The sequence below is a fragment of the Methylacidiphilum kamchatkense Kam1 genome (assembly GCF_007475525.1).
Classification (GTDB): Bacteria; Verrucomicrobiota; Verrucomicrobiia; order Methylacidiphilales; family Methylacidiphilaceae; genus Methylacidiphilum; species Methylacidiphilum kamchatkense.
This window is the reverse complement of the sequence record NZ_CP037899.1, coordinates 1,929,662-1,948,101: the sequence shown is the minus strand read 5'-3', so window position 1 is coordinate 1,948,101 and position 18,440 is coordinate 1,929,662. Positions and strand designations below refer to the sequence as shown.

General features: G+C 40.4%; 16 protein-coding genes and 1 pseudogene. 12 read left to right on the top strand and 5 right to left on the bottom strand.

Annotation, left to right across the window (positions count from 1 at the left end):
- The first annotated feature begins 14 nt into the window (after positions 1–14).
- The 7 genes and pseudogenes from nuoD to kam1_RS08940 all read left to right on the top strand — a co-directional run bounded on the left by nuoD (position 15) and on the right by kam1_RS08940 (position 8,108).
- Complete coding sequence (nuoD, locus tag kam1_RS08965; RefSeq protein ID WP_039720889.1) at positions 15–1,271, top strand: NADH dehydrogenase (quinone) subunit D; 1,257 nt, start codon at positions 15–17, stop codon at positions 1,269–1,271.
- Positions 1,272–1,347: 76 nt separating this feature from the next.
- Positions 1,348–1,881 carry an NADH-quinone oxidoreductase subunit NuoE family protein gene (locus kam1_RS08960; protein ID WP_052250441.1) on the top strand — a complete coding sequence of 178 codons (534 nt, stop codon included), beginning with the start codon at positions 1,348–1,350 and terminating at the stop codon, positions 1,879–1,881.
- A gap of 4 nt (positions 1,882–1,885) precedes the next feature.
- Positions 1,886–3,256, top strand: a complete 1,371-nt coding sequence (nuoF, locus tag kam1_RS08955; protein ID WP_039720890.1) for an NADH-quinone oxidoreductase subunit NuoF — start codon at positions 1,886–1,888, stop codon at positions 3,254–3,256.
- A 33-nt stretch (positions 3,257–3,289) separates the two neighbouring features.
- Positions 3,290–4,996, top strand: a complete 1,707-nt coding sequence (locus kam1_RS08950; protein ID WP_039720891.1) for a molybdopterin-dependent oxidoreductase — start codon at positions 3,290–3,292, stop codon at positions 4,994–4,996.
- A 16-nt stretch (positions 4,997–5,012) separates the two neighbouring features.
- On the top strand, positions 5,013–5,714 hold the full coding sequence (locus kam1_RS10845; RefSeq protein ID WP_244946053.1) for a complex I subunit 1/NuoH family protein: 702 nt from the start codon (positions 5,013–5,015) through the stop codon (positions 5,712–5,714).
- A pseudogene (locus kam1_RS10835) lies at positions 5,684–6,138 on the top strand (complex I subunit 1/NuoH family protein). The gene kam1_RS10845 and the pseudogene kam1_RS10835 overlap by 31 nt, the downstream one beginning before the upstream one ends.
- Positions 6,139–6,290: 152 nt before the next feature.
- Entirely contained in the window at positions 6,291–8,108 is a 1,818-nt protein-coding gene (locus kam1_RS08940; protein ID WP_039720893.1) for a diflavin oxidoreductase, read from the top strand.
- A 196-nt stretch (positions 8,109–8,304) separates the two neighbouring features.
- On the opposite strand, the gene kam1_RS08935 is transcribed toward kam1_RS08940, so the two are convergent.
- Positions 8,305–9,162, bottom strand: coding sequence for a L,D-transpeptidase family protein (locus tag kam1_RS08935; RefSeq protein ID WP_244946050.1), 858 nt, complete (start codon positions 9,160–9,162; stop codon positions 8,305–8,307).
- Between the two features lie 110 nt (positions 9,163–9,272).
- On the opposite strand from kam1_RS08935, the gene kam1_RS08930 reads away from it, so the two are divergent.
- The gene (locus tag kam1_RS08930; RefSeq protein WP_039720894.1) at positions 9,273–10,619 is read left to right on the top strand and encodes a hypothetical protein; all 1,347 of its coding nucleotides are present in this window, start codon (positions 9,273–9,275) and stop codon (positions 10,617–10,619) included.
- A 27-nt stretch (positions 10,620–10,646) separates the two neighbouring features.
- On the opposite strand, the gene kam1_RS08925 is transcribed toward kam1_RS08930, so the two are convergent.
- The gene (locus kam1_RS08925) at positions 10,647–11,387 is read right to left on the bottom strand and encodes a hypothetical protein (protein WP_143958399.1); all 741 of its coding nucleotides are present in this window, start codon (positions 11,385–11,387) and stop codon (positions 10,647–10,649) included.
- Positions 11,388–11,544: 157 nt separating this feature from the next.
- Between kam1_RS08925 and miaA the strand changes: the two genes are divergently transcribed.
- The 3 genes from miaA (at position 11,545) to lpxA (ending at position 14,776) form a co-directional block, all read left to right on the top strand.
- Positions 11,545–12,480, top strand: coding sequence for a tRNA (adenosine(37)-N6)-dimethylallyltransferase MiaA (miaA, locus tag kam1_RS08920; RefSeq protein ID WP_143958452.1), 936 nt, complete (start codon positions 11,545–11,547; stop codon positions 12,478–12,480).
- Positions 12,481–12,545: 65 nt separating this feature from the next.
- Positions 12,546–13,856: a GTPase HflX gene (gene hflX, locus kam1_RS08915; RefSeq protein ID WP_039721058.1), complete on the top strand. Its 1,311-nt coding sequence runs from the start codon at positions 12,546–12,548 to the stop codon at positions 13,854–13,856.
- 80 nt (positions 13,857–13,936) lie between these two features.
- Positions 13,937–14,776 carry an acyl-ACP--UDP-N-acetylglucosamine O-acyltransferase gene (gene lpxA, locus kam1_RS08910; protein WP_143958398.1) on the top strand — a complete coding sequence of 280 codons (840 nt, stop codon included), beginning with the start codon at positions 13,937–13,939 and terminating at the stop codon, positions 14,774–14,776.
- A gap of 195 nt (positions 14,777–14,971) precedes the next feature.
- Here the strand turns inward: lpxA and kam1_RS08905 are convergent, their stop codons facing one another.
- The 3 genes from kam1_RS08905 to cysK all read right to left on the bottom strand — a co-directional run bounded on the left by kam1_RS08905 (position 14,972) and on the right by cysK (position 17,548).
- Positions 14,972–15,511 carry an adenine phosphoribosyltransferase gene (locus kam1_RS08905; RefSeq protein ID WP_039720897.1) on the bottom strand — a complete coding sequence of 180 codons (540 nt, stop codon included), beginning with the start codon at positions 15,509–15,511 and terminating at the stop codon, positions 14,972–14,974.
- Positions 15,512–15,541: 30 nt separating this feature from the next.
- On the bottom strand, positions 15,542–16,402 hold the full coding sequence (locus tag kam1_RS08900; protein WP_009058264.1) for a sigma-70 family RNA polymerase sigma factor: 861 nt from the start codon (positions 16,400–16,402) through the stop codon (positions 15,542–15,544).
- A 177-nt stretch (positions 16,403–16,579) separates the two neighbouring features.
- The gene (cysK, locus tag kam1_RS08895) at positions 16,580–17,548 is read right to left on the bottom strand and encodes a cysteine synthase A (RefSeq protein WP_039720898.1); all 969 of its coding nucleotides are present in this window, start codon (positions 17,546–17,548) and stop codon (positions 16,580–16,582) included.
- A gap of 110 nt (positions 17,549–17,658) precedes the next feature.
- On the opposite strand from cysK, the gene kam1_RS08890 reads away from it, so the two are divergent.
- The gene (locus kam1_RS08890; RefSeq protein WP_039721059.1) at positions 17,659–18,396 is read left to right on the top strand and encodes a metallophosphoesterase family protein; all 738 of its coding nucleotides are present in this window, start codon (positions 17,659–17,661) and stop codon (positions 18,394–18,396) included.
- The last annotated feature ends 44 nt before the right edge of the window (positions 18,397–18,440 follow it).

The window sequence follows — 18,440 nt, the reverse complement described above, 5'->3', positions numbered from 1 at the left end:
TAGCAAAGAACCATATGTCTGAACATCTAACTAGAGAAGTCCGCATGGAAGTTCCCGATATAGGAGAGCTTCTTAGAAGAGCGGAAGAAGTTTCCGGTGCGCCTGAAGGAGAAAGACTGGTGTTAAACATGGGTCCTTCTCATCCAAGTACCCATGGTGTGTTCCAACTTATTCTCGAATTAGATGGCGAGGTTATTACCAAAGCTATTCCTGAAGTGGGCTATTTGCACCGGGGGGATGAAAAGATAGCCGAAAATATGCATTATAATCAATTTATACCTTATACTGATAGACTCGACTATCTTGCTCCTTTAGCCAATAATGTGGTCTATGCTTGCGCGGTTGAAAAACTTTTAGGTTGGGAAGTTCCTCCTAGAGCACAGGTGATTCGTGTGATTTGTGCCGAAATTGCTAGAATTTCTTCTCATTTAATGGGCCTTGGGGCGTATGCGATGGATTGTGGAGCTGTTTCTGTCTTTCTTTATACTTTTACAGAACGAGAGAAGATCTATACTTTAATTGAAGAGCTTACGGGAGCTAGATTTACAACAACCTATACGAGAATTGGTGGGTTAAGTAGGGATTTGCCTCCGGGATGGCCTGAAAAAGTAAAAGAGTTTGTCAAACAGTTTTTGCCTAAAGTGGACGAGATAGAAGGCCTTTTAACTAAGAACAAAATTTTTGTTGATCGGACTCAAAACATTGGTGTCATATCCAAAGAAGACGCTATTGATTATGGCTTGACTGGCCCGAATTTAAGAGGCAGTGGGGTCAATCATGATCTAAGGAAAAAAAATCCCTATCTTGGATATGAAAAATATGATTTTGAGGTGCCTTTGGGGAGTGTGGGAGACTGTTTTGATAGATATATGGTGAGAATTGAAGAAATGAGGCAAAGTTGCAGGATCTTAGAACAAGCCTTATCGGATATCCCCATGGGGCCGATAGCTGTGGATGAACCTAGGGGGTATCTGCCTAAAAAAGCTGATGTTTTGACGAAAATGGAGGAGCTGATTCAACATTTTATTATTGCAACCCAGGGAGTGGATGCACCTGTTGGTGAAGTATATTTTGGAGGAGAAAATCCAAAGGGAGAACTAGGTTTTTATATTGTGAGTAAAGGCGGAGGGGTGCCTTATCGTTTAAAAATTCGATCTCCATCCTTTGTTAATTTAAGTATATTGCCTAAAATTCTTCCAGGGCATCTTTTAAGCGATGTAGTAGCTATTTTGGGGAGTTTGGATTTTGTCATGGGAGAGTGTGATAGGTGAACGGAGCCTGCCCGATTATTCAGAAAAATAGAGGCATGTTTTATTTGTATTGCTTGAATTTGTAAGGCATGGAAAAATGAATGCGACAGAAAAAGATGTTCCTCAGTTAGAAGAAAGTTTTATTGAAGAGGCTGAAAGGATCATTAGCCAATATCCAGTTTCTAAAAGAAGTGCTTCCTTGCCGCTACTGCATTTATGGCAAAAGCATTTTGGATTTGTTTCGCCTCAAGGGGTCCAGTGGATTGCCGAAAAATTGGATTTAGAACCAATAGCGGTAGAGGAAATTGCAACTTTTTATCCGATGATTCGTCAAAGGCCCCTGGGGCATTATCAATTTAAAGTTTGTAGGACACTTTCCTGTGCTCTGGCTGGGAGCTACGAAATTTTTGAATATATCAAAAAAAGTTGCAAAACCGTTAATGAAGTTGGGCATCATGTTTATGTAAGCGAAGATGGAAAGTTTTCTGTAGAATTTGTTGAATGTCTTGCTGCCTGTGGAAACGCCCCTGTGATGATGCTCAACGAAGAAGAATGGATGGATGTGACTCAAACTAAAATTGATGCGATACTTAATCATTTAATGAGGGAAAAGAAAAAAGAGGAGTTTTAAACGCATGCCTAAAGCTGAATATAGACTTATACTTAAGCATGCCGATGAGCCTGGTTACACGGTCGATATAGATTGCTATCTGAGGCATGGGGGCTATCAAGTTTTGAAAAAGGCTCTTGCCATGGCACCTGATCAGATCATTCAAGAAGTTAAGATATCAGGCTTACGAGGCAGAGGGGGGGCAGGTTTCCCTACAGGAGTTAAATGGGGCTTCATTAATCATGAAAAAAACACAAAACCTGTCTATTTACTTTGCAATGCGGATGAATCGGAGCCAGGAACATTTAAGGATAGACAGATTATTTATAAAGATCCGCATCAGCTGATTGAGGGCATGGTAATCAGTGCCTATGCCAATCGAGCCCATTTAGCTTATATCTATATAAGGGGAGAATTTGCAAAAGGTGCTGAGATTCTTGAAAAGGCTTTGGCAGAAGCAAGAGAGAGAAATTTTTTAGGGAAGAATATTCTGGGCAGTGGGTATGATCTAGAAATTTATGTTTTTCGTGGAGCTGGAGCCTATATTTGTGGTGAAGAAACCGGTTTGATAGAATCTTTAGAGGGAAAAAGAGCCTATCCAAGAATCAAACCCCCTTATTTTCCTGCAGTACTAGGCTTATATATGTGCCCAACCATCGTCAATAATGTGGAGACACTCTGTCATGTAAAGCATATTGTGGAGATGGGAGGGGCTGAATATGCCCGGATAGGCACTCCAAATAATACAGGCACTCGAATATGGTGTGTAAGTGGAGATGTCAATAAGCCTGGTTACTATGAATATCCTTGTGGAGCCATCACTTTTGGAGAGCTTCTCTATGAGGTCTGTGGCGGAATTAGAAATGGTAACAAGCTCAAAGCAGTAATTCCTGGTGGATCGTCTGCAAAAGTTTTACGAGCCGATAAAAAATACAAGATTCCTAGAAAAAAAGAGGATGGATCGACAGAAATGATTGAAATGGGGCTAGAGGATATCCCTTTAGATTTTGATACTGTTGCTGCTACTGGCTCCATGTCAGGATCAGGGGGAATAATAGTAATGGATCATACACGGGATATGGTTGAATGCTTGCGGAACATTGCTGAGTTTTACGCCCATGAATCCTGTGGACAATGTACTCCGTGTAGGGAAGGCTCTCTGTGGATGAAGAAGATGCTTGATAGAATCTGTAGCGGTGGAGGAAGGCCTGAAGATAGTAAATTGCTTCTTGAAGTAGCTAATCATATTGCGGGTAGAACCATTTGTGCCTTTGGAGAGGCTTGTGCTTGGCCTGTGCAAAGTTTTGTGGAAATGTTTGGAGAAGAGTTTGAGGCTAAGCAAAGAAGAGAGTCTTCTTTGGAAATTCTAGAACCTGTTACAACTAGGACTGCTTAAATTGATTATAACAAAGCCAACGGTGTATCGAAGATGAGTGCTTTAATCAAAAATCCTTTTAATCATGACTTGCCTCCCTTAGAGACGCCTCTTGTAAATGTTCAGCTCGATGGACAATGGGTTAAAGTTCCCAAAGGCTTAAATGTTATTGAAGTAGCTAAACGATTTGGCAAGTTTATTCCTCACTACTGCTATCATCCTAAACTTTCCATTGCGGGCAACTGTCGGATGTGCCTTTTCGAAATGGGCATGCCGAAGCTAGATGCAAATCGTAAGCCTATTATGGATGCTGAAGGAATGCCTGTAATTAATTGGCTACCTAGGCCGCAGATTGCCTGCGCCACTCAAGCCACCGAAGGAATGGCTATTAGGACAAGCTCGAAACTCGTTAAAGATTGCCAAGAGGGAGTGATGGAATTTCTTCTTATTAATCATCCCTTGGATTGTCCCATATGCGATCAAGCAGGAGAATGTCGGTTGCAGGAATATGCATATGATTTTGGTAAAGGAAGGAGTCGGTTTGTAGAAGAAAAAGTAAAGAAACCCAAGCGTGTTGATTTTGGGCCGAGGATTATTCTTGATGATGAAAGATGCATTTTGTGTTCTAGATGTATTCGTTTTGCCAGAGAGATTGCCAAGCAAGATGTGATAGGTTTTGTGAATCGTGGCAGCTATTCTACATTAACAGTTTATCCAGGGAAGGTCTTTGATAGTAATTATTCGCTGAATACGGTGGATATATGTCCAGTAGGTGCTTTGACGAGCAAGGATTTTCGTTTCAAAATGAGAGTTTGGTTTCTGAGGGAAGCTAAAAGTATCTGTACGGATTGTGCTACTGGATGCAATATTATCATAGGCAGTAGAGAAAACGTAGTCTATCGATTAACCCCACGGGTCAACGAGGAAGTAAATTCTCATTGGATGTGTGACCAAGGGAGACTTGGCTTCCATTATATTCATAGCAAAAGAAGGGTGACTGAGCCTGCTTCCCATCTGAATGGATCGCTGTTTCCTCTTGAATGGTCAGAAGCCTTACGAACTGTTGCTCAAAGGCTCATGGAATTTCCTCCTTCAGAAATCGCTTTTCTGGTTTCTGCAAGGCTTACTTGTGAAGAGCTTTATCTAGTAAAAAAGCTCATGGAGACTTTAGGAAAAGGGACAGAAATATTTTCAGAAATTGTTCCAAGAAAAGGAGTTGCGGATGGACTCCTTAGAAGTGCCGATCTCAATCCTAATACCAAAGGAGCTATAAGTATTGGCATTGGAAAGGAAGGAACGAGGATTGAAGAATTAAAAAATAAGATTCGAGCTAAAGAAATCAATTGTCTTTTTGCCATTCATGAAAATCCTGAAGAAGTTGGCATTCAGGAGGATATTCTTTCTTACCTTTCTTTTTATGTTTGGCAAGGGCTGATTCCGGGGCCAGCAGTGCACAAAGCAAATGTTTTGTTGGCAGGAGCGAGTTTTGCTGAAAAAAGTGGAACGATGATCAATATTGCCGGTAGGTTACAGAAACTGCATAAAGCTATTCTCTGTCCAGGAAGAGCCAGAGAGGATTGGAGAATTTTACGAGATCTGCTCCTTTTGGTTGGTTTGAAGGAGAGGGTCTTTGAAAAAATTAGTGATGTTTTTGATGCCATGTCCAAAGAAATCGACCTGTTTGATAGTCTTTCTTGGAATACAGTAGGGGATTTAGGGATAGATCTAAGTCAAAAGTTAAAAAACCGATCAATTCTATAAGAAAGAGAGTTTAGTAATGGATGGTTCTTTGACTGTTTTTATTCTTAGCACGGTGATTAAGATTGCCGTTGTTGTTGGTGTTCTTTTAGGCATTGTTGCTTATACCGTTTTGGCCGAAAGGAAAATATGCGCTGCCATTCAGGATAGAGTGGGACCTAACCGCGTGGGACTTCCTTTTCTTAAAGGACGTTTTTGGGGATTAGGCCAACCTATTGCCGATGCCTTTAAACTCATGCTTAAAGAACAATTTGTTCCTGGAGTTGTAAAAAAATTTTATTACACGCTCGCTCCTTTTTTTGTCATTATCCCTCCGTTAGTAATTATTGGTCTTGTTCCCTTTGCATCCATTGATCCAGTGACGATCTCTTCTTTGAAGATCGTTGTTCCTCAGCCTGGAGTCATTATCAATGCAGGAGCTGGCGTCTTATGGGCATTTGCTATCAGCTCTTTGAGCGTTTATGGGATTGTCCTTGCTGGATGGGCTTCCAATTCAAAATACGCTTTCCTAGGAGGTATACGGTCTACCGCTCAGATGATTTCTTATGAAGTAGCTCTTGGGTTTTCGGTCATACCTGTATTTCTTTTGACGGGAAGTTTGAATTTTTCTGATATTGTTAAATTTCAGATAGAACATGGTTGGTTGGTAATTCCTTTTTTGCGCAACATTTGGATTGGAAACTTTTTGCGATGTGGCCTTTTCTTTTTATCTCTTTTCTGATCTTTTTGGTAGCTTTGTTTGCTGAGACAAATCGAGCGCCATTTGATTTACCTGAAAGCGAACAGGAACTAGTGGCTGGATATAATACGGAATATGGGGGATGAAGTTCGGTATGTTCTTTTTAGGGGAATATGCTGCAATGGTGGCTGCAAGTGCTTTGATTATTACACTGTTTTTTGGTGGCTGGAGTCTGCCTTTTGGGTTGTTGACAAAGGGAGTTGGTATCGGTGGGTTGTTAATCCAGGCGTTAGTGTTTTTGTTAAAAATTCTTGTATTTTTGTTCCTTTTTATTTGGATTCGATGGACCCTTCCTCGCTTCCGATATGATCAACTCATGAATTTGGGATGGAAGATTTTTCTTCCTCTTTCTATGGTTAATATTGGCTGTGTTGCTGTGCTTTTGGCTCTGTTTAAAACTCTTTGATGCCATTTATCTCTATCCCTCGCAGGCTTCCAAACCGAAAAGTGATATTTTAAAAAAAGAATTCAAAAAATGTTTTTTTTTTCTTGAATTATACTTGGAATATAGAAACTTTTTGCTTTCGGTTTTTTGTAATAAGTAGTTTAAAAACATAAATGGAGGGTTCCTTAGAATTGGTACCAAAAGAGAACATACGAAAGCTTCCTGAGACAGCTCCGCTATCCTTGGTAGAGAAAGCGTGGATTAGCGGTTTCCTGGCTGGCATAATGGAATATGCGGAGGCTGGAAGACCCTTTCCTTCTATTCCTAAATGGGCACCAATTTCCCCAGTAGCGCGTCAATGGGCAGAAGAATTCATCTTTAATTTACTCTCTTTCCCTCAGACCGAACTACAAAAGGAAGGAGAGTCTTCTAGGACGAATCATTTAACCATAAAAATATTTTTTGGGAGTCAAACAGGAAACGCCGAAGAGCTAGCGAAGCGAATGGGGAGGAAGTTGCAGTCTGTAAAGTTTCCCGTATCGGTCATCGATCTAGCTGATTTCAAAAGTGTTGATTTAACTAAAGAATCCTATGCTATTTTCTTTATAAGTACTTTTGGGGAAGGGGAACCTCCAGATAATGCGAGAGAATTTTGGGAGTATTTGTCTTCTTCAGAGGCTCCTAGATTAGAAAATCTCCAATACGCCCTTTTGGCATTGGGCGATTCTGCTTATCCAGATTTTTGTCAAGCTGGGAAAAATGTGGATAAAAGATTGGAAGAGCTGGGAGCCAAAAGGATCTATCCAAGGGTTGATTGCGATGTGGATTATGAAGAATCGGCTTCCAAATGGATAGATAGTGTTTTGGAAATTTTGCCACGTTCTTTACAGATTTCAGATCAGAATGAGCAGGCTCTTAGCGTGGAAACAAAGGGGGAAGGGCAAAAAGTAAGTGTTCCTTTGACCCCCAAAAAAGTTTCAGTTCCACAACCCCCTTTTAATAAACAAAACCCTTTTCCTTCGAGAGTGTTAGAAAACAGGCGATTAACATTAATGGGTTCTGAGAAAGAAACACGGCATCTGGAGTTATCTTTGGAAGGCTCCGATTTGAGTTATCTTCCGGGAGATGCCGTGGGCGTTTTCCCAACGAACTGGCCAGTGCTTGTTCAAGAAATCATTGAAACATTAGGTTATACCGGAGAAGAAATTGTTCCCACACCAAGTGGTGAAAATGTTCCATTGCGAGAAGCCTTATATCGGCATTACGAAATCAACTCTATTCTTGACGATTTTCCAAAGAAGGGGATTGGGGCTCTTGAACTTGTTAAAAATTTAAGATCCCTTTCTCCTCGATATTATTCTATTGCCTGTAGCCCAAAGCTGTATGAAATGGAAGTTCACCTTACGGTGGTAGTTGTGAGATATATTCAACATGGACGATGGAGAAGGGGTATATGTTCTAATTTTCTGGCTGAAGCCTCCCCCAAAGTCCCCATTCCTATTTTTATTCGATCTAATCCCAATTTTCGTATTCCCTCTGATCCAGACACACCCATGATTATGATAGGACCTGGAACGGGGATTGCTCCTTTTAGGGCTTTTCTTCAGGAGAGGATGGCTATAGGAGCGAAAGGGAAAAATTGGCTTTTCTTTGGAGAGCAGCATCGTGCCACGGATTTCTTTTATCAGGAGGAACTCGAAGATTTTTTAAAGAAGGGTGTATTGACTCGACTCGATACTGCTTTTTCACGTGATCAGTCTTATAAAATTTATGTCCAACATCGGATGTTGGAGAATGCTCAAGACTTTTGGAGTTGGTTGCAGGAGGGGGCCTACGTGTATGTATGCGGCGATGCCCATAGGATGGCAAAAGATGTTGATGCAGCTCTTCATAGGATTTGTGAGACTGCGGGAGGGCTTTCCAAAGAAAAAGCTCAAGAATATGTCCAAAATCTTCGCTCTACCAAAAGATACTTGCGTGATGTCTATTGATGATATTCCAATGGCGTTCTGGAAGAATCACGACAGACAATAAAAAAAATCAGAGTTCCTCTCACCCATGAAGCCCTGGGTATCAGTCAACTTTCTATTTAACTCTATTTTATCGGTAAGGACAATTAAGAGCTTTTCTTCGGAAATAGGTGCAAAATACTTACAGTATTTGTTGTAGCGACTTTTGTCAATCAGTTTATTGTTTGTTTTGATTCACAATTAGAAAAGCCTCTGGATAGGCTTGGTGCAAAGGGGGAAGGTCCCACTGGATTTGAAGCCTAGCATAATCAGGAATAGAGAGGATCACAATTTTAGGCTTGGCATCATAAGATATCCATCGAATTAATTCGATTAATCTTTCCTTTTCCATTGCGACACAACCAGAAGTAGGGGTATGTTCTCCATATCTTTCATGGAGGAAAACAGCACTTCCCATGCCTGGGATAGCATCTGGATAGTTATGTTCTATGAAGACCATCCATTCCAAATGCGGATCTTCGATACGAAGGCGTTGCTTTTCAAACCATGTTGGAGGAGAAGAAGCTTCAGAAATAGTGACAAGATGATTATAATGGGGTAAGGTGGGATCTTCGATCCAAGCATCCAGAGGGCTTTTTTTATGGTATAAAGGCCAGCTAGCTCCTAATGGGAGCTCTTTAGCAACTCCCATGATTAATCCCAAATTAAAGATACCAGCTGGAGTCTTTCCATCTCCCTCTTTTTTTTGTTCTCCTTCCTGTATGTCGTGCAATCCTCTACCCCACGATAAACCGTTTCTGCCGATAAGAACGGGAATAAAATCGGACTCTGAGGTCCATTGTCCTCCATCTCCGATTCTTTCAAAAAATCTCATATACCCTTCACAAGAAGTTGGGGTAGGAACGACAACAGTAATTTTTTGTTGTTTAGGAAATTTTTTGGGAAACATTCTTTCGATCTTATCTATAAAATACAAAAGAAAAAGAGAAAAAAGGACAACTAAAAGGCCTATAAAAAGAACTATGAAAAGGGTTTTGTTAGGACGAGCATCCATCTTAGATACTATGTAGTTCAACTTTTTTTTTGAGAAGAGGGAAGATTGGCTATCCAGCTATACCATGCTCTCTATTGACCTTTTGTACTTATAATCTTATTTTTTTATAAATACTTAATAAGGATGTCTATATGTTAACAAAAATTGGGAGTGTGCTTGGGGGAATAGTTGTTCTTTTGATGTCATATTTTTCCTTCTCACAAGCCTATCATGAGCACCAATTACAAAAAGCAAAAAAAGAATTTAGTGCTGCTTTTTCTTCTGGATTATCAACTTTACCCCCTGACTCAGAGCAACAAGGAAGGATGAGTCAAGTCCAAGGGCTTCTTGCGGATCCTTCGCACGCAACTGAAGCGACTATTATGCAGTTGCAAATGGCTGCTACAAATTCCAGAAACTATGCTCAATCTGTAAGAAGAACCATTGAGCAAATAAAATCTAAACAAAATGAAATTGCTTCTCGTTTCCATGTCAATCCCGATGATCTGATTACCGTTCCTCAAGCTTTGAAACTGGAACAACTTGCAAGCAGTGCTGATGGAGCAGACCAGTTTGCTCAGTTTGTAGAAGCTCAAATTCCAATGGTTCAAAAGGCAATTAGTCAGGGAAGAAGAGGAGAGAATTCTAATAAGGAAGAAAGCAATAGATCTGATAATAATGCTTCTAATTCATCAGCTTTCAGAGGGTACACTGGAGCTGTGGGCTCTTCTTATTATCCTCCTCCCTATTATCCTTATTGGTATCCTCCTTATTGGGCTTATTCTCCTTGGTTTTTTGGTCCTTATTGGTGGGCTCCCCTTTGGTATCCATGGGTAGGCTGGGGATGGGGTGCCGGGATAGGATTAGGATTTTGGGGAGGAGGTTGGGGACTTGGAATTGGAATAGGTTATCCTTTTATCCCTGGAATTTCTCTTGGATTCTTTTTTGGAAGACCCTGGTGGGGAATGCCCTGGTATTCGGTTAGTTCGTTTAACAGAACGACTATTGTTAATAACAATACGATTATTAATCGGAATATGTTCAACACACTCAACACAACAAGGAATTTTGGAACTTGGGGAACGCATACATTGAATGGACAATCCCCTCTAAGTCAGAGCAATTGGTCAAGAAATTTTGGTGCTCAATCTTATGGGTCTTCCCCTCATACTTTGACTCAAAGGGCGATGAACCCTGGAGGATCTTTTCTGGGACATGGAGGCGGAACATCTTTTAATTCTCCAGCAATTCATTCATCCCCATCTTCCATGGCTAACTCTAGGCTTGGAGGATCTCAGTTCCATCAGGGGCTACCCACTAGAAATTGGGCTTCTTCTGCTATGAGAGGATATGGTCATGCTCCTTTTTATGGAGGCGCACGTTTTCATGGGTATCCTGGGGCCAGAGGCGTTCCTGGAGGCTTCCATGGTGTTGGCCCCCATGGCGGTGGATTCCATGGAGGGGGTGGATTCCATGGAGGGGGTGGATTCCATAGATAATGGGAAAATTCGCTTCCTTAGAACTCTTTAGAAAGAGAGGGTTTTGCTTCGTTTAGGGGTAGAACCTTGTTTTGTATCAGACATTGAAAACCCAATCCAAATAGACCATTTTTCCTTTTCTTTGTCGGTCTTCAGAGAAGAGTCTTTCTTTTCAAATCGGTTCTTTTGGCCTTCTGTTTTTACTACACTGTTGTTTTCTTTAAGGATGGATTGACCCAGTTCCATACATGTCTTCAGAATGTGTCTTGTCAAAGGAGAACAAAGAGCCGTTTTTACAAAGTCTTCTTTTGATGAAGGGCTTTTCAATTGCTTTTTTGATTGGGCTTTCTTTTTAGCTTCGGGAATCATATTTTTTGCTGTTTCTGAAGTAGCAGAGATTTTCTGTTTTGAATCCGGCTCTTGAAATCTCTCCTTGGGAGCCTTATTGGGCGAGCGGTTAAGATCTTTGAGAGGAGTTGCTTCTGTCTCTTTAGTAGAAAAGTTTTTATCTGTTGGCTGAGATTTTTCTTTCACTTTATTCCAGGCATCGGTTTTTTTGGATAAGTCTTTGGTATAAAAAGAATTATAGAGTTCTTTGGCCCAACTAAAAAGATTCGATACTGTTTCATAAAGGGAGCGGGCACCAGCGATAATTTCTTTCCAATTGAGGAAATCTTGATCTAGAGTTATTATTTTTTTGTTGTTCCAAAAGGGATGAAACTGGGCATTTAGATGGTAATTTCCACTCTCCGTGGCGGTAAGTTTTACAGAAAAATGTTTGTAATCCATAGGTTTTTTTTCCTTTTTATCGTCTAAGAATAAGATGTGGGTTGAAAAATTGAAAAGGGTCATTTTTTTTTAGTGACGATACGAAGGAGTGGAGCAAGATCTGATTGTACTTTGAGTTGTACTGATGAATCTAGATTTTTCAAGAAACTACCCTCCTATGGCATTGGAACAGGCACCAGTATTTTTTTTGGTTGGTGCGACATCAACTGGAAAAACAGCAATCGCTCATAGAATTGCTGAAGCAACGGGGGTATCCCTTTTGTCGATTGATTCGATGCAAGTTTATAAAAAACTTGATATAGGAACAGCAAAACCTTCTCTACATGAGAGAATTCGGTATAGGTATGGGGGTATAGATCTAGTAGATTGGAAAGAGTCTTTTAATGTCTTTCTTTTTATCCAATGGGCTAAAGAGTATTTATTCAAAGAGCTGCAACAGAAGCGAGCTATTTTAGTAGTTGGGGGCTGTGGTCTTTATTTCCGGGCAATGACTAGGGGACTTTGTGCGGCACCTGCAGCGGATGCACTGTTGAGGAAATCATTAGAAAAATTAGATAAGAAAAAACTAACAGAGCTTTTAATACAGATCGATCCTTTAGCCGCATCTTCTATCGACTGTTCCAATCCAAGGAGAGTGATTCGAGCCATAGAAGTTAAAAAATGTAGTGGCATCTCTATTATTGAATGGCAGCAAAAAACAACTTTTCCGTTGGTGGTTCCTTCATTGGCCTTTTGGATTGATCGTCCTAAGTCAGAATTAGAAATACGCTTAAGGAATAGAATCCAGAGTATGTTTGAAGCCGGATGGGAAAAGGAAACATGCATGCTCCTTGAAGACGGAGGCATTGAGGCAATCGAAAGATGTCAGGCCATTGGTTATAAGCGAATTGGCCAGTATTTGCTGCAAAGAGAAAAAAATAAAGTAAAATTGATGGAAGATATATTTAGAGAGCATTGTGCCTATGGGAAAAGACAAAAAACTTGGTTCAAAAGGGAGAATTCTTTAAGTTACTGTTTGTTGAAAAATGAACAAGAAGAGTGTTCATTTATTAAAAGTTATATTGAAAAAATAAATTTTTTTGTTCGTAAATAAATAAACAAAGAGGTTAATTGTTTGGTTGGAGGAAGAAAAAAAAGAGAGTTATTGAGCTAGCTAGCATGATATCTTTAGTCGAGGAGGAGAAAAAAGAAACGGGTATCCTTGTCGGATTAGATAAAGGAGAGAAGAATTTTGAAGAAGCTTTTGAGGAGTTAGAAGAATTAGCCATTTCGGCGGGTGGACTTATTATTGACAGGATTGTCCAGCGGCTCTCTTCTCCAACAGCTCCTTTTTATATTGGGAAAGGGAAAGCAAAAGAGATTGCAGAAATTTGTAAAGAAAAAAAGGTTTCTTTTGTCCTTTTTAATGACGATCTATCTCCCATTCAATGCCGTAATTTGAGTTCTCTTTTCGGTTGTAAGGTCCTGGATCGAACCCAACTTATTTTAGATATCTTTGCACAAAGAGCAAAGACAAGGGAAGGCAAACTCCAAATCGAACTTGCCCAACTGCTCTATCTGCTTCCTAGGTTAACACGTTTATGGACACACCTCTCTCGGCAGACTGGAGGAATTGGGACGCGGGGTCCTGGAGAAACTCAACTTGAAGTAGATCGCCGGCGTATCCAGGAAAAGATTCATAGATTAAAAAAAGAGCTCGAGGAAGTAAAGAAAACTCGATATATCCAACGAAGTAGCCGACAAAAGTCTCCATGGCCGACTGCTTGTCTTGTTGGATACACAAATGCAGGGAAATCCACCCTTTTTAATCTTCTAACCAATTCGAAAGTCCTTGTCGAAAATAAGCTTTTTGCTACCCTCGATCCGACCATTAGACTGTTTGAATTTTCAGGCGGTCAAAAAATATTCCTGTCTGATACGGTTGGGTTTATTCAAAAATTACCTTTTCATTTAGTTGAATCTTTTAAGGCAACTTTAGAAGAAGTCAAAGAGGCCGATTTATTGATTCATCTGGTAGATATTTCCCATCCTTTATCTGAAAATCAGATTGAAGAAGTGAATAAAGTTTTAGAACAGCTCGGAGCCTTAGACAAACCAACGATTCTGGTCTGGAATAAAATCGATTTAGTGAAGTCCAATGGACTTATTAAGAGAAGAATTCAGGAATATCCAGGTAGCGTACCCATTTCTGCGGCTACGGGAGTGGGATGTGAAAAGCTTTTACTTAAAATTGAGCAGTGGTTAAAAACGAAGCGTCGATATCTCTCTTTAAAGGTGCCTGTCGATAGGATGGACATGGTTGCTAAATTTCACCGGGTGGGCTTTGGCGTCGAGACCGATTATCAGCCTGAGGGGATTTTAGTTAATGGATGGATTCCCCTTTCTTTTGTTTCTTCCTTCGAACCGTTTAATGTTTTATCTAATGGCCATGAAGGACATGAAAATGGCAATGTGAGAAGGATACAATGAGGAAAGGCTCATTTTTAATATAGTTTGTTCTTCTTTTTAAAACTGCCTAGAGATGGCTCAGGGAGGGGAAATTTTTTTTTATGATACATCCAACGGCAATTGTTAGTTCCAAGGCTGAAATTGGGAAAGATGTTTCTATTGGCCCATGGGCTATTGTGGAAGCCGGCTGTTCTATTGGTGATGGTTCTGAAATTCGGGCCCATGCCGTAATAACTGGAAATAGTCAGATTGGGAAAAGAAATCAGATTGGTTTTGGCGCAATCATTGGGGCTGAACCTCAGGACATGGCGTTTAAAGGGGGATTTTCTTCGGTTATTATTGGGGATGATAATATCATTCGAGAATATGTAACTATCCATCGTGGTTCGGCCGAATCGTCTGTTACAAGAATTGGGAATCGTTGTTTTCTCATGGCTGGAAGCCATGTAGCACATAACTGTTTGGTGGAAGATCAGGTTGTTTTGGTTAATAATGTTCTCCTTGCTGGCTATGTTCATGTTGAAAAAAGAGCGTTTTTAGGAGGCGCAGCGGTTATCCATCAACACGTAAGAATAGGGGAGCTTACGATGATTCGTGGTCAGACCCGGATTGGGAAAGATCTTCCTCCTTATTTTATGGCTGTCGATACGAACGAGGTTTCAGGAATCAATAGAGTTGGATTGAAAAGGGCAGGGATTACGGAGGAAATAAGAAGAAAAATCGAAGAGGCCTATAAGATTCTTTACTTTAGCGGATATAATGTTTCACAGGCCCTAGAAAAAATTGAAAAAGTTTCGCAGTGTAACGAAATTCAAAAACTTGTCGACTTTATTCGTAAGACAAAAAGAGGAATTTGCATGGCTAGGAAAAAAATAAGGAAGACTTTCAAGAAGAATAAAGCAAGCTGGCCTTTTAAAGGACAGAAAGAACCTATTCTTTAAGTATGGCACCTGAAAGGGAGAAAGAAGCGCCCAAAAACTACAGTATACCTAATAAAAAAACTACGGATTCCTTGGAAAGAGGATAGCCTTTTCTTTATCGAAGAGTGTCGAGTGCGAGACATAGAGAGATGGATTTCGATTTTTTATAAAATGGAGCGGGAATACCCCTCCCCTTTAGGGGAATAGGGAGTGTCACTAGAACTGAAGAATAGAATAACAGGGAAAAGGGAAAAGTTTTTCTCTGCCTTTTAAATCACATAGCTCAGCAAGAAATCCTAACTCCATCAGATTCCCTCCACACTTTTCGATGAGTAAAGCTGCGGTAAGCGCTGTGTTGCCAGTTGCCAGCACATCATCTACAATGAGGATACTTTCTCCCTTGGTGATGGCGTCCTGATGTATTGTTAAAATTTCTTCTCCATATTCACTTTTATAAGGCAATTCATAAGTTTTATAGGGCAATTTTCCCTTTTTCCGGATGGGAATGATACCAACTCCCAGAGAATGAGCCAAAGCTCCTGCAAAAATAAATCCTCGGGCATCGATCGCAGCAATTTTATCAATCTTTTTCTTTTGATAACGGGAAATAAAGATCGTCATTATCAATCTAAAGAACTGCCCCTCCCCGATTGCAGGAGTAATATCTTTAAATTGGACTCCCTGACGAGGAAAATTTGGGATATTTCGAATCTTCTCCTTAAGCCTTTCGATAGAGCTACTTAAAACATAGGTCATGTGAAAAAGAAGTTTTTCTCCTTTATTCTACTATTTTTTTAAGGATTGTTTATTGGTAAGACGGTTTTTCCCTTTTTCTTGTTTTTCTAGCTCTTTTCGAATTTTTCGTAAAGCAATATTTTGGAGTTGACGAATTCTTTCCCTAGTTACATGAAATTCTTTTCCGATCTCTTCCAAAGTCATTTGTTCATTGCCTTCTAGCCCAAATCTAAGGCTCAATATTTTTCTTTCCCTTTCATCGAGCTTAGGCAGCAATTCAAGAATAGTATTCTTGAGGTTTTGGTCAAGAACAGATTGGTCGGGACTCGTGGCTGATTCATCCTTAACTAGTTCTCCCAAGGATGTGCCATCCTCTTCTTCTCCTACCGTGGCATCGAGAGAAGCAGGTCTGATGGCAATCGTCCTTAACTCGGCAACTTTGGTCGTAGACATGCCGAGTTCCTCAGCTAATTCTTCATCTGTTGGATCCCTCCCAAGAACTTCTGACAGCTGCATGGCTACCCTTCTCATCTTAGCTATTTTATCAACAAGATGGACCGGCAGCCGAATTGTTTTACTTTGATTGGCTAGAGCCCGTTTGATAGACTGTTTGATCCACCATGCAGCATAGGTGCTCAGCTTCCCTCCCTTCGAGGGGTCGAAGCGATCGACGGCTTTCATTAGCCCAATGTTGCCTTCGGAAATAAGGTCTGGTAGAGGCAACCCACTATTGGCATAGTCATGGGCTATCTTCACGACCAACCGGAGATTGGCCTGAATCATTTGCCGTCTTGCCTCTTGATCCCCTTGTTGTATTCTTTTAGCCAATTCCACTTCTTTTTCTTTTGTCAGCAGTGGAATTTGGCTTATTTCCCTTAAATAAAGTTTGAGAGCAGAATCGTTGTTGTCCATTGCTTAATATTGATACGCTTAGAATTAGTGAAAAGTTGAGAAAGTAAATAAGAAATTATTGAAAATAACTTACGTTATTTTTGTACATTAAGAAAAGAGAAGAATCAGATTTATAATATTTGTTGTACTACAAAATTACAGTAAAAGTATATCAAGTCAAGGGAAAAAATAAAAAATTTAGATCATACCACCTGCAAATTTTTTAGCTTGCTCGGCAAGGGCTGTGCTCAAGTATCTTTCTCCCGTACTGGCTGCGATGGCCACAATCAATTTCCCTTTATTTTCTTTGCGCTTGGCAATTTCGAGAGCGGCAAAAACGGTTGCTCCTGAAGAAATGCCTGCTAGAATGCCTTCTTCGGAAGCGAGTCGTTGAGCCGTAGTGATTGCCTCTTGATCAGTTACTGTAAAGACTTCATCAATTATTTTAAGATTCAGATTTTTGGGGACAAAACCTGCTCCTATCCCTTGAATTTTATGGGGGCCAGGCTTTAGAGGTTCCCCTCTTAGGGTTTGAGAAATGACAGGAGAGGCAGCTGGTTCGACAGCAACAGAATAAAACGATGATTTTCTTTTCTTTATTACCTCACTGACTCCTGTAATTGTGCCTCCAGTTCCCACACCAGCAACAAAAATATCTACTTTTCCCTCTGTATCTTTCCAGATTTCTTCGGCTGTAGTCCTCCGGTGGATTTCAGGGTTAGCGGGATTGTCAAATTGTTGAGGGATCCAACTATTTTCTGTTTTCGATGCGATTTCCATTGCTTTCTCGACCGCCCCACGCATGCCTTGTTGAGCCGGAGTCAGTACCAGACGAGCACCAAGGAGGGCTAAAAGAGTTCTTCGTTCGATACTCATGCTTTCAGGCATGGTTAAAATAAGAGAATAACCTTTGGCAGCCGCTACGAAGGCCAATGCAATCCCAGTGTTCCCAGAAGTCGGTTCAATGATCGTGGTCTTCGAGTTTATTTTTCCTTCTCTTTCCGCCTGATCGATCATTGCGATACCAATGCGGTCTTTGACACTGCTCAAAGGGTTGAAAAATTCACATTTTATGGCAACCTGTGCCTCCAATCCTTGGGTCATTTTATTTAACCGAACCAAGGGCGTCCTTCCTATTGTCTGAATGATAGAGGGGAAAATAAGCATAGAATATACTCTAGTAATAAAATAGACTATCTATAGTCAAGAATAATATTAGTCAAAAAGAAAAACTTATCAATGGTTTCGGATTGCGAGAATATTTATTAGATTGGAAAATGAAAATCGCTTTTTTAAGTGACATTCATGGAAATCTTGAGGCTTTGGAATCCGTTCTGGAGGAAATTGCCAAAATCAAAGTAGATAAAATGATATGTCTTGGGGATGTGGTAGGCTATGGGGCCGAACCTTCTCGATGCTTACAAAAGATAAGAGAACAGGCTGAGATCATTCTCATGGGAAACCACGATTATTACTGTTCTTTGCCTCAAATCCCAGAAGGGATTGCAAATCAACTGAATCCTATCGCTCTGGAAGCCATACATTTTACCCGGTCGATTTTGTCTAAAGAAGAAAAGCAATTTTTAGCTTCTCTGCCCTTGCTCTGGCAAAATGAAGAGCTTATGGCCGTCCATTCTAATTTTCTTTCTCCTACCAGCTGGCAATATGTTTTGTCCAATGAAGAAGCAGAAGAAAATTTTCGAGCGGCTCCATTCCGTATAGGATTTTTGGGACATACCCATATTGTGGCTCTCTTTGTACAAAATGATCATTCTGTTTTTCAGTTTCGATTCAAAAGGCTATTTCTCAAAGAAAATTTCCGATTTCTACTTAACGTTGGAAGTGTTGGACAACCAAGAGATGGGGATCCAAGGGCCGCTTTTGTCGTTTATGAAACGGAAAATTATGAGGCATCCCTCTACAGAGTTGCCTATGATATTGAAAAGTCTGCGTTAAAAATTAAAAATGCAAAACTACCCATCCAATTGGCCGAAAGACTCCGGTGGGGTATTTGAAATTTGATTTAGGTATTGAGCGATCTTCTTAGGACCAAAGAAAT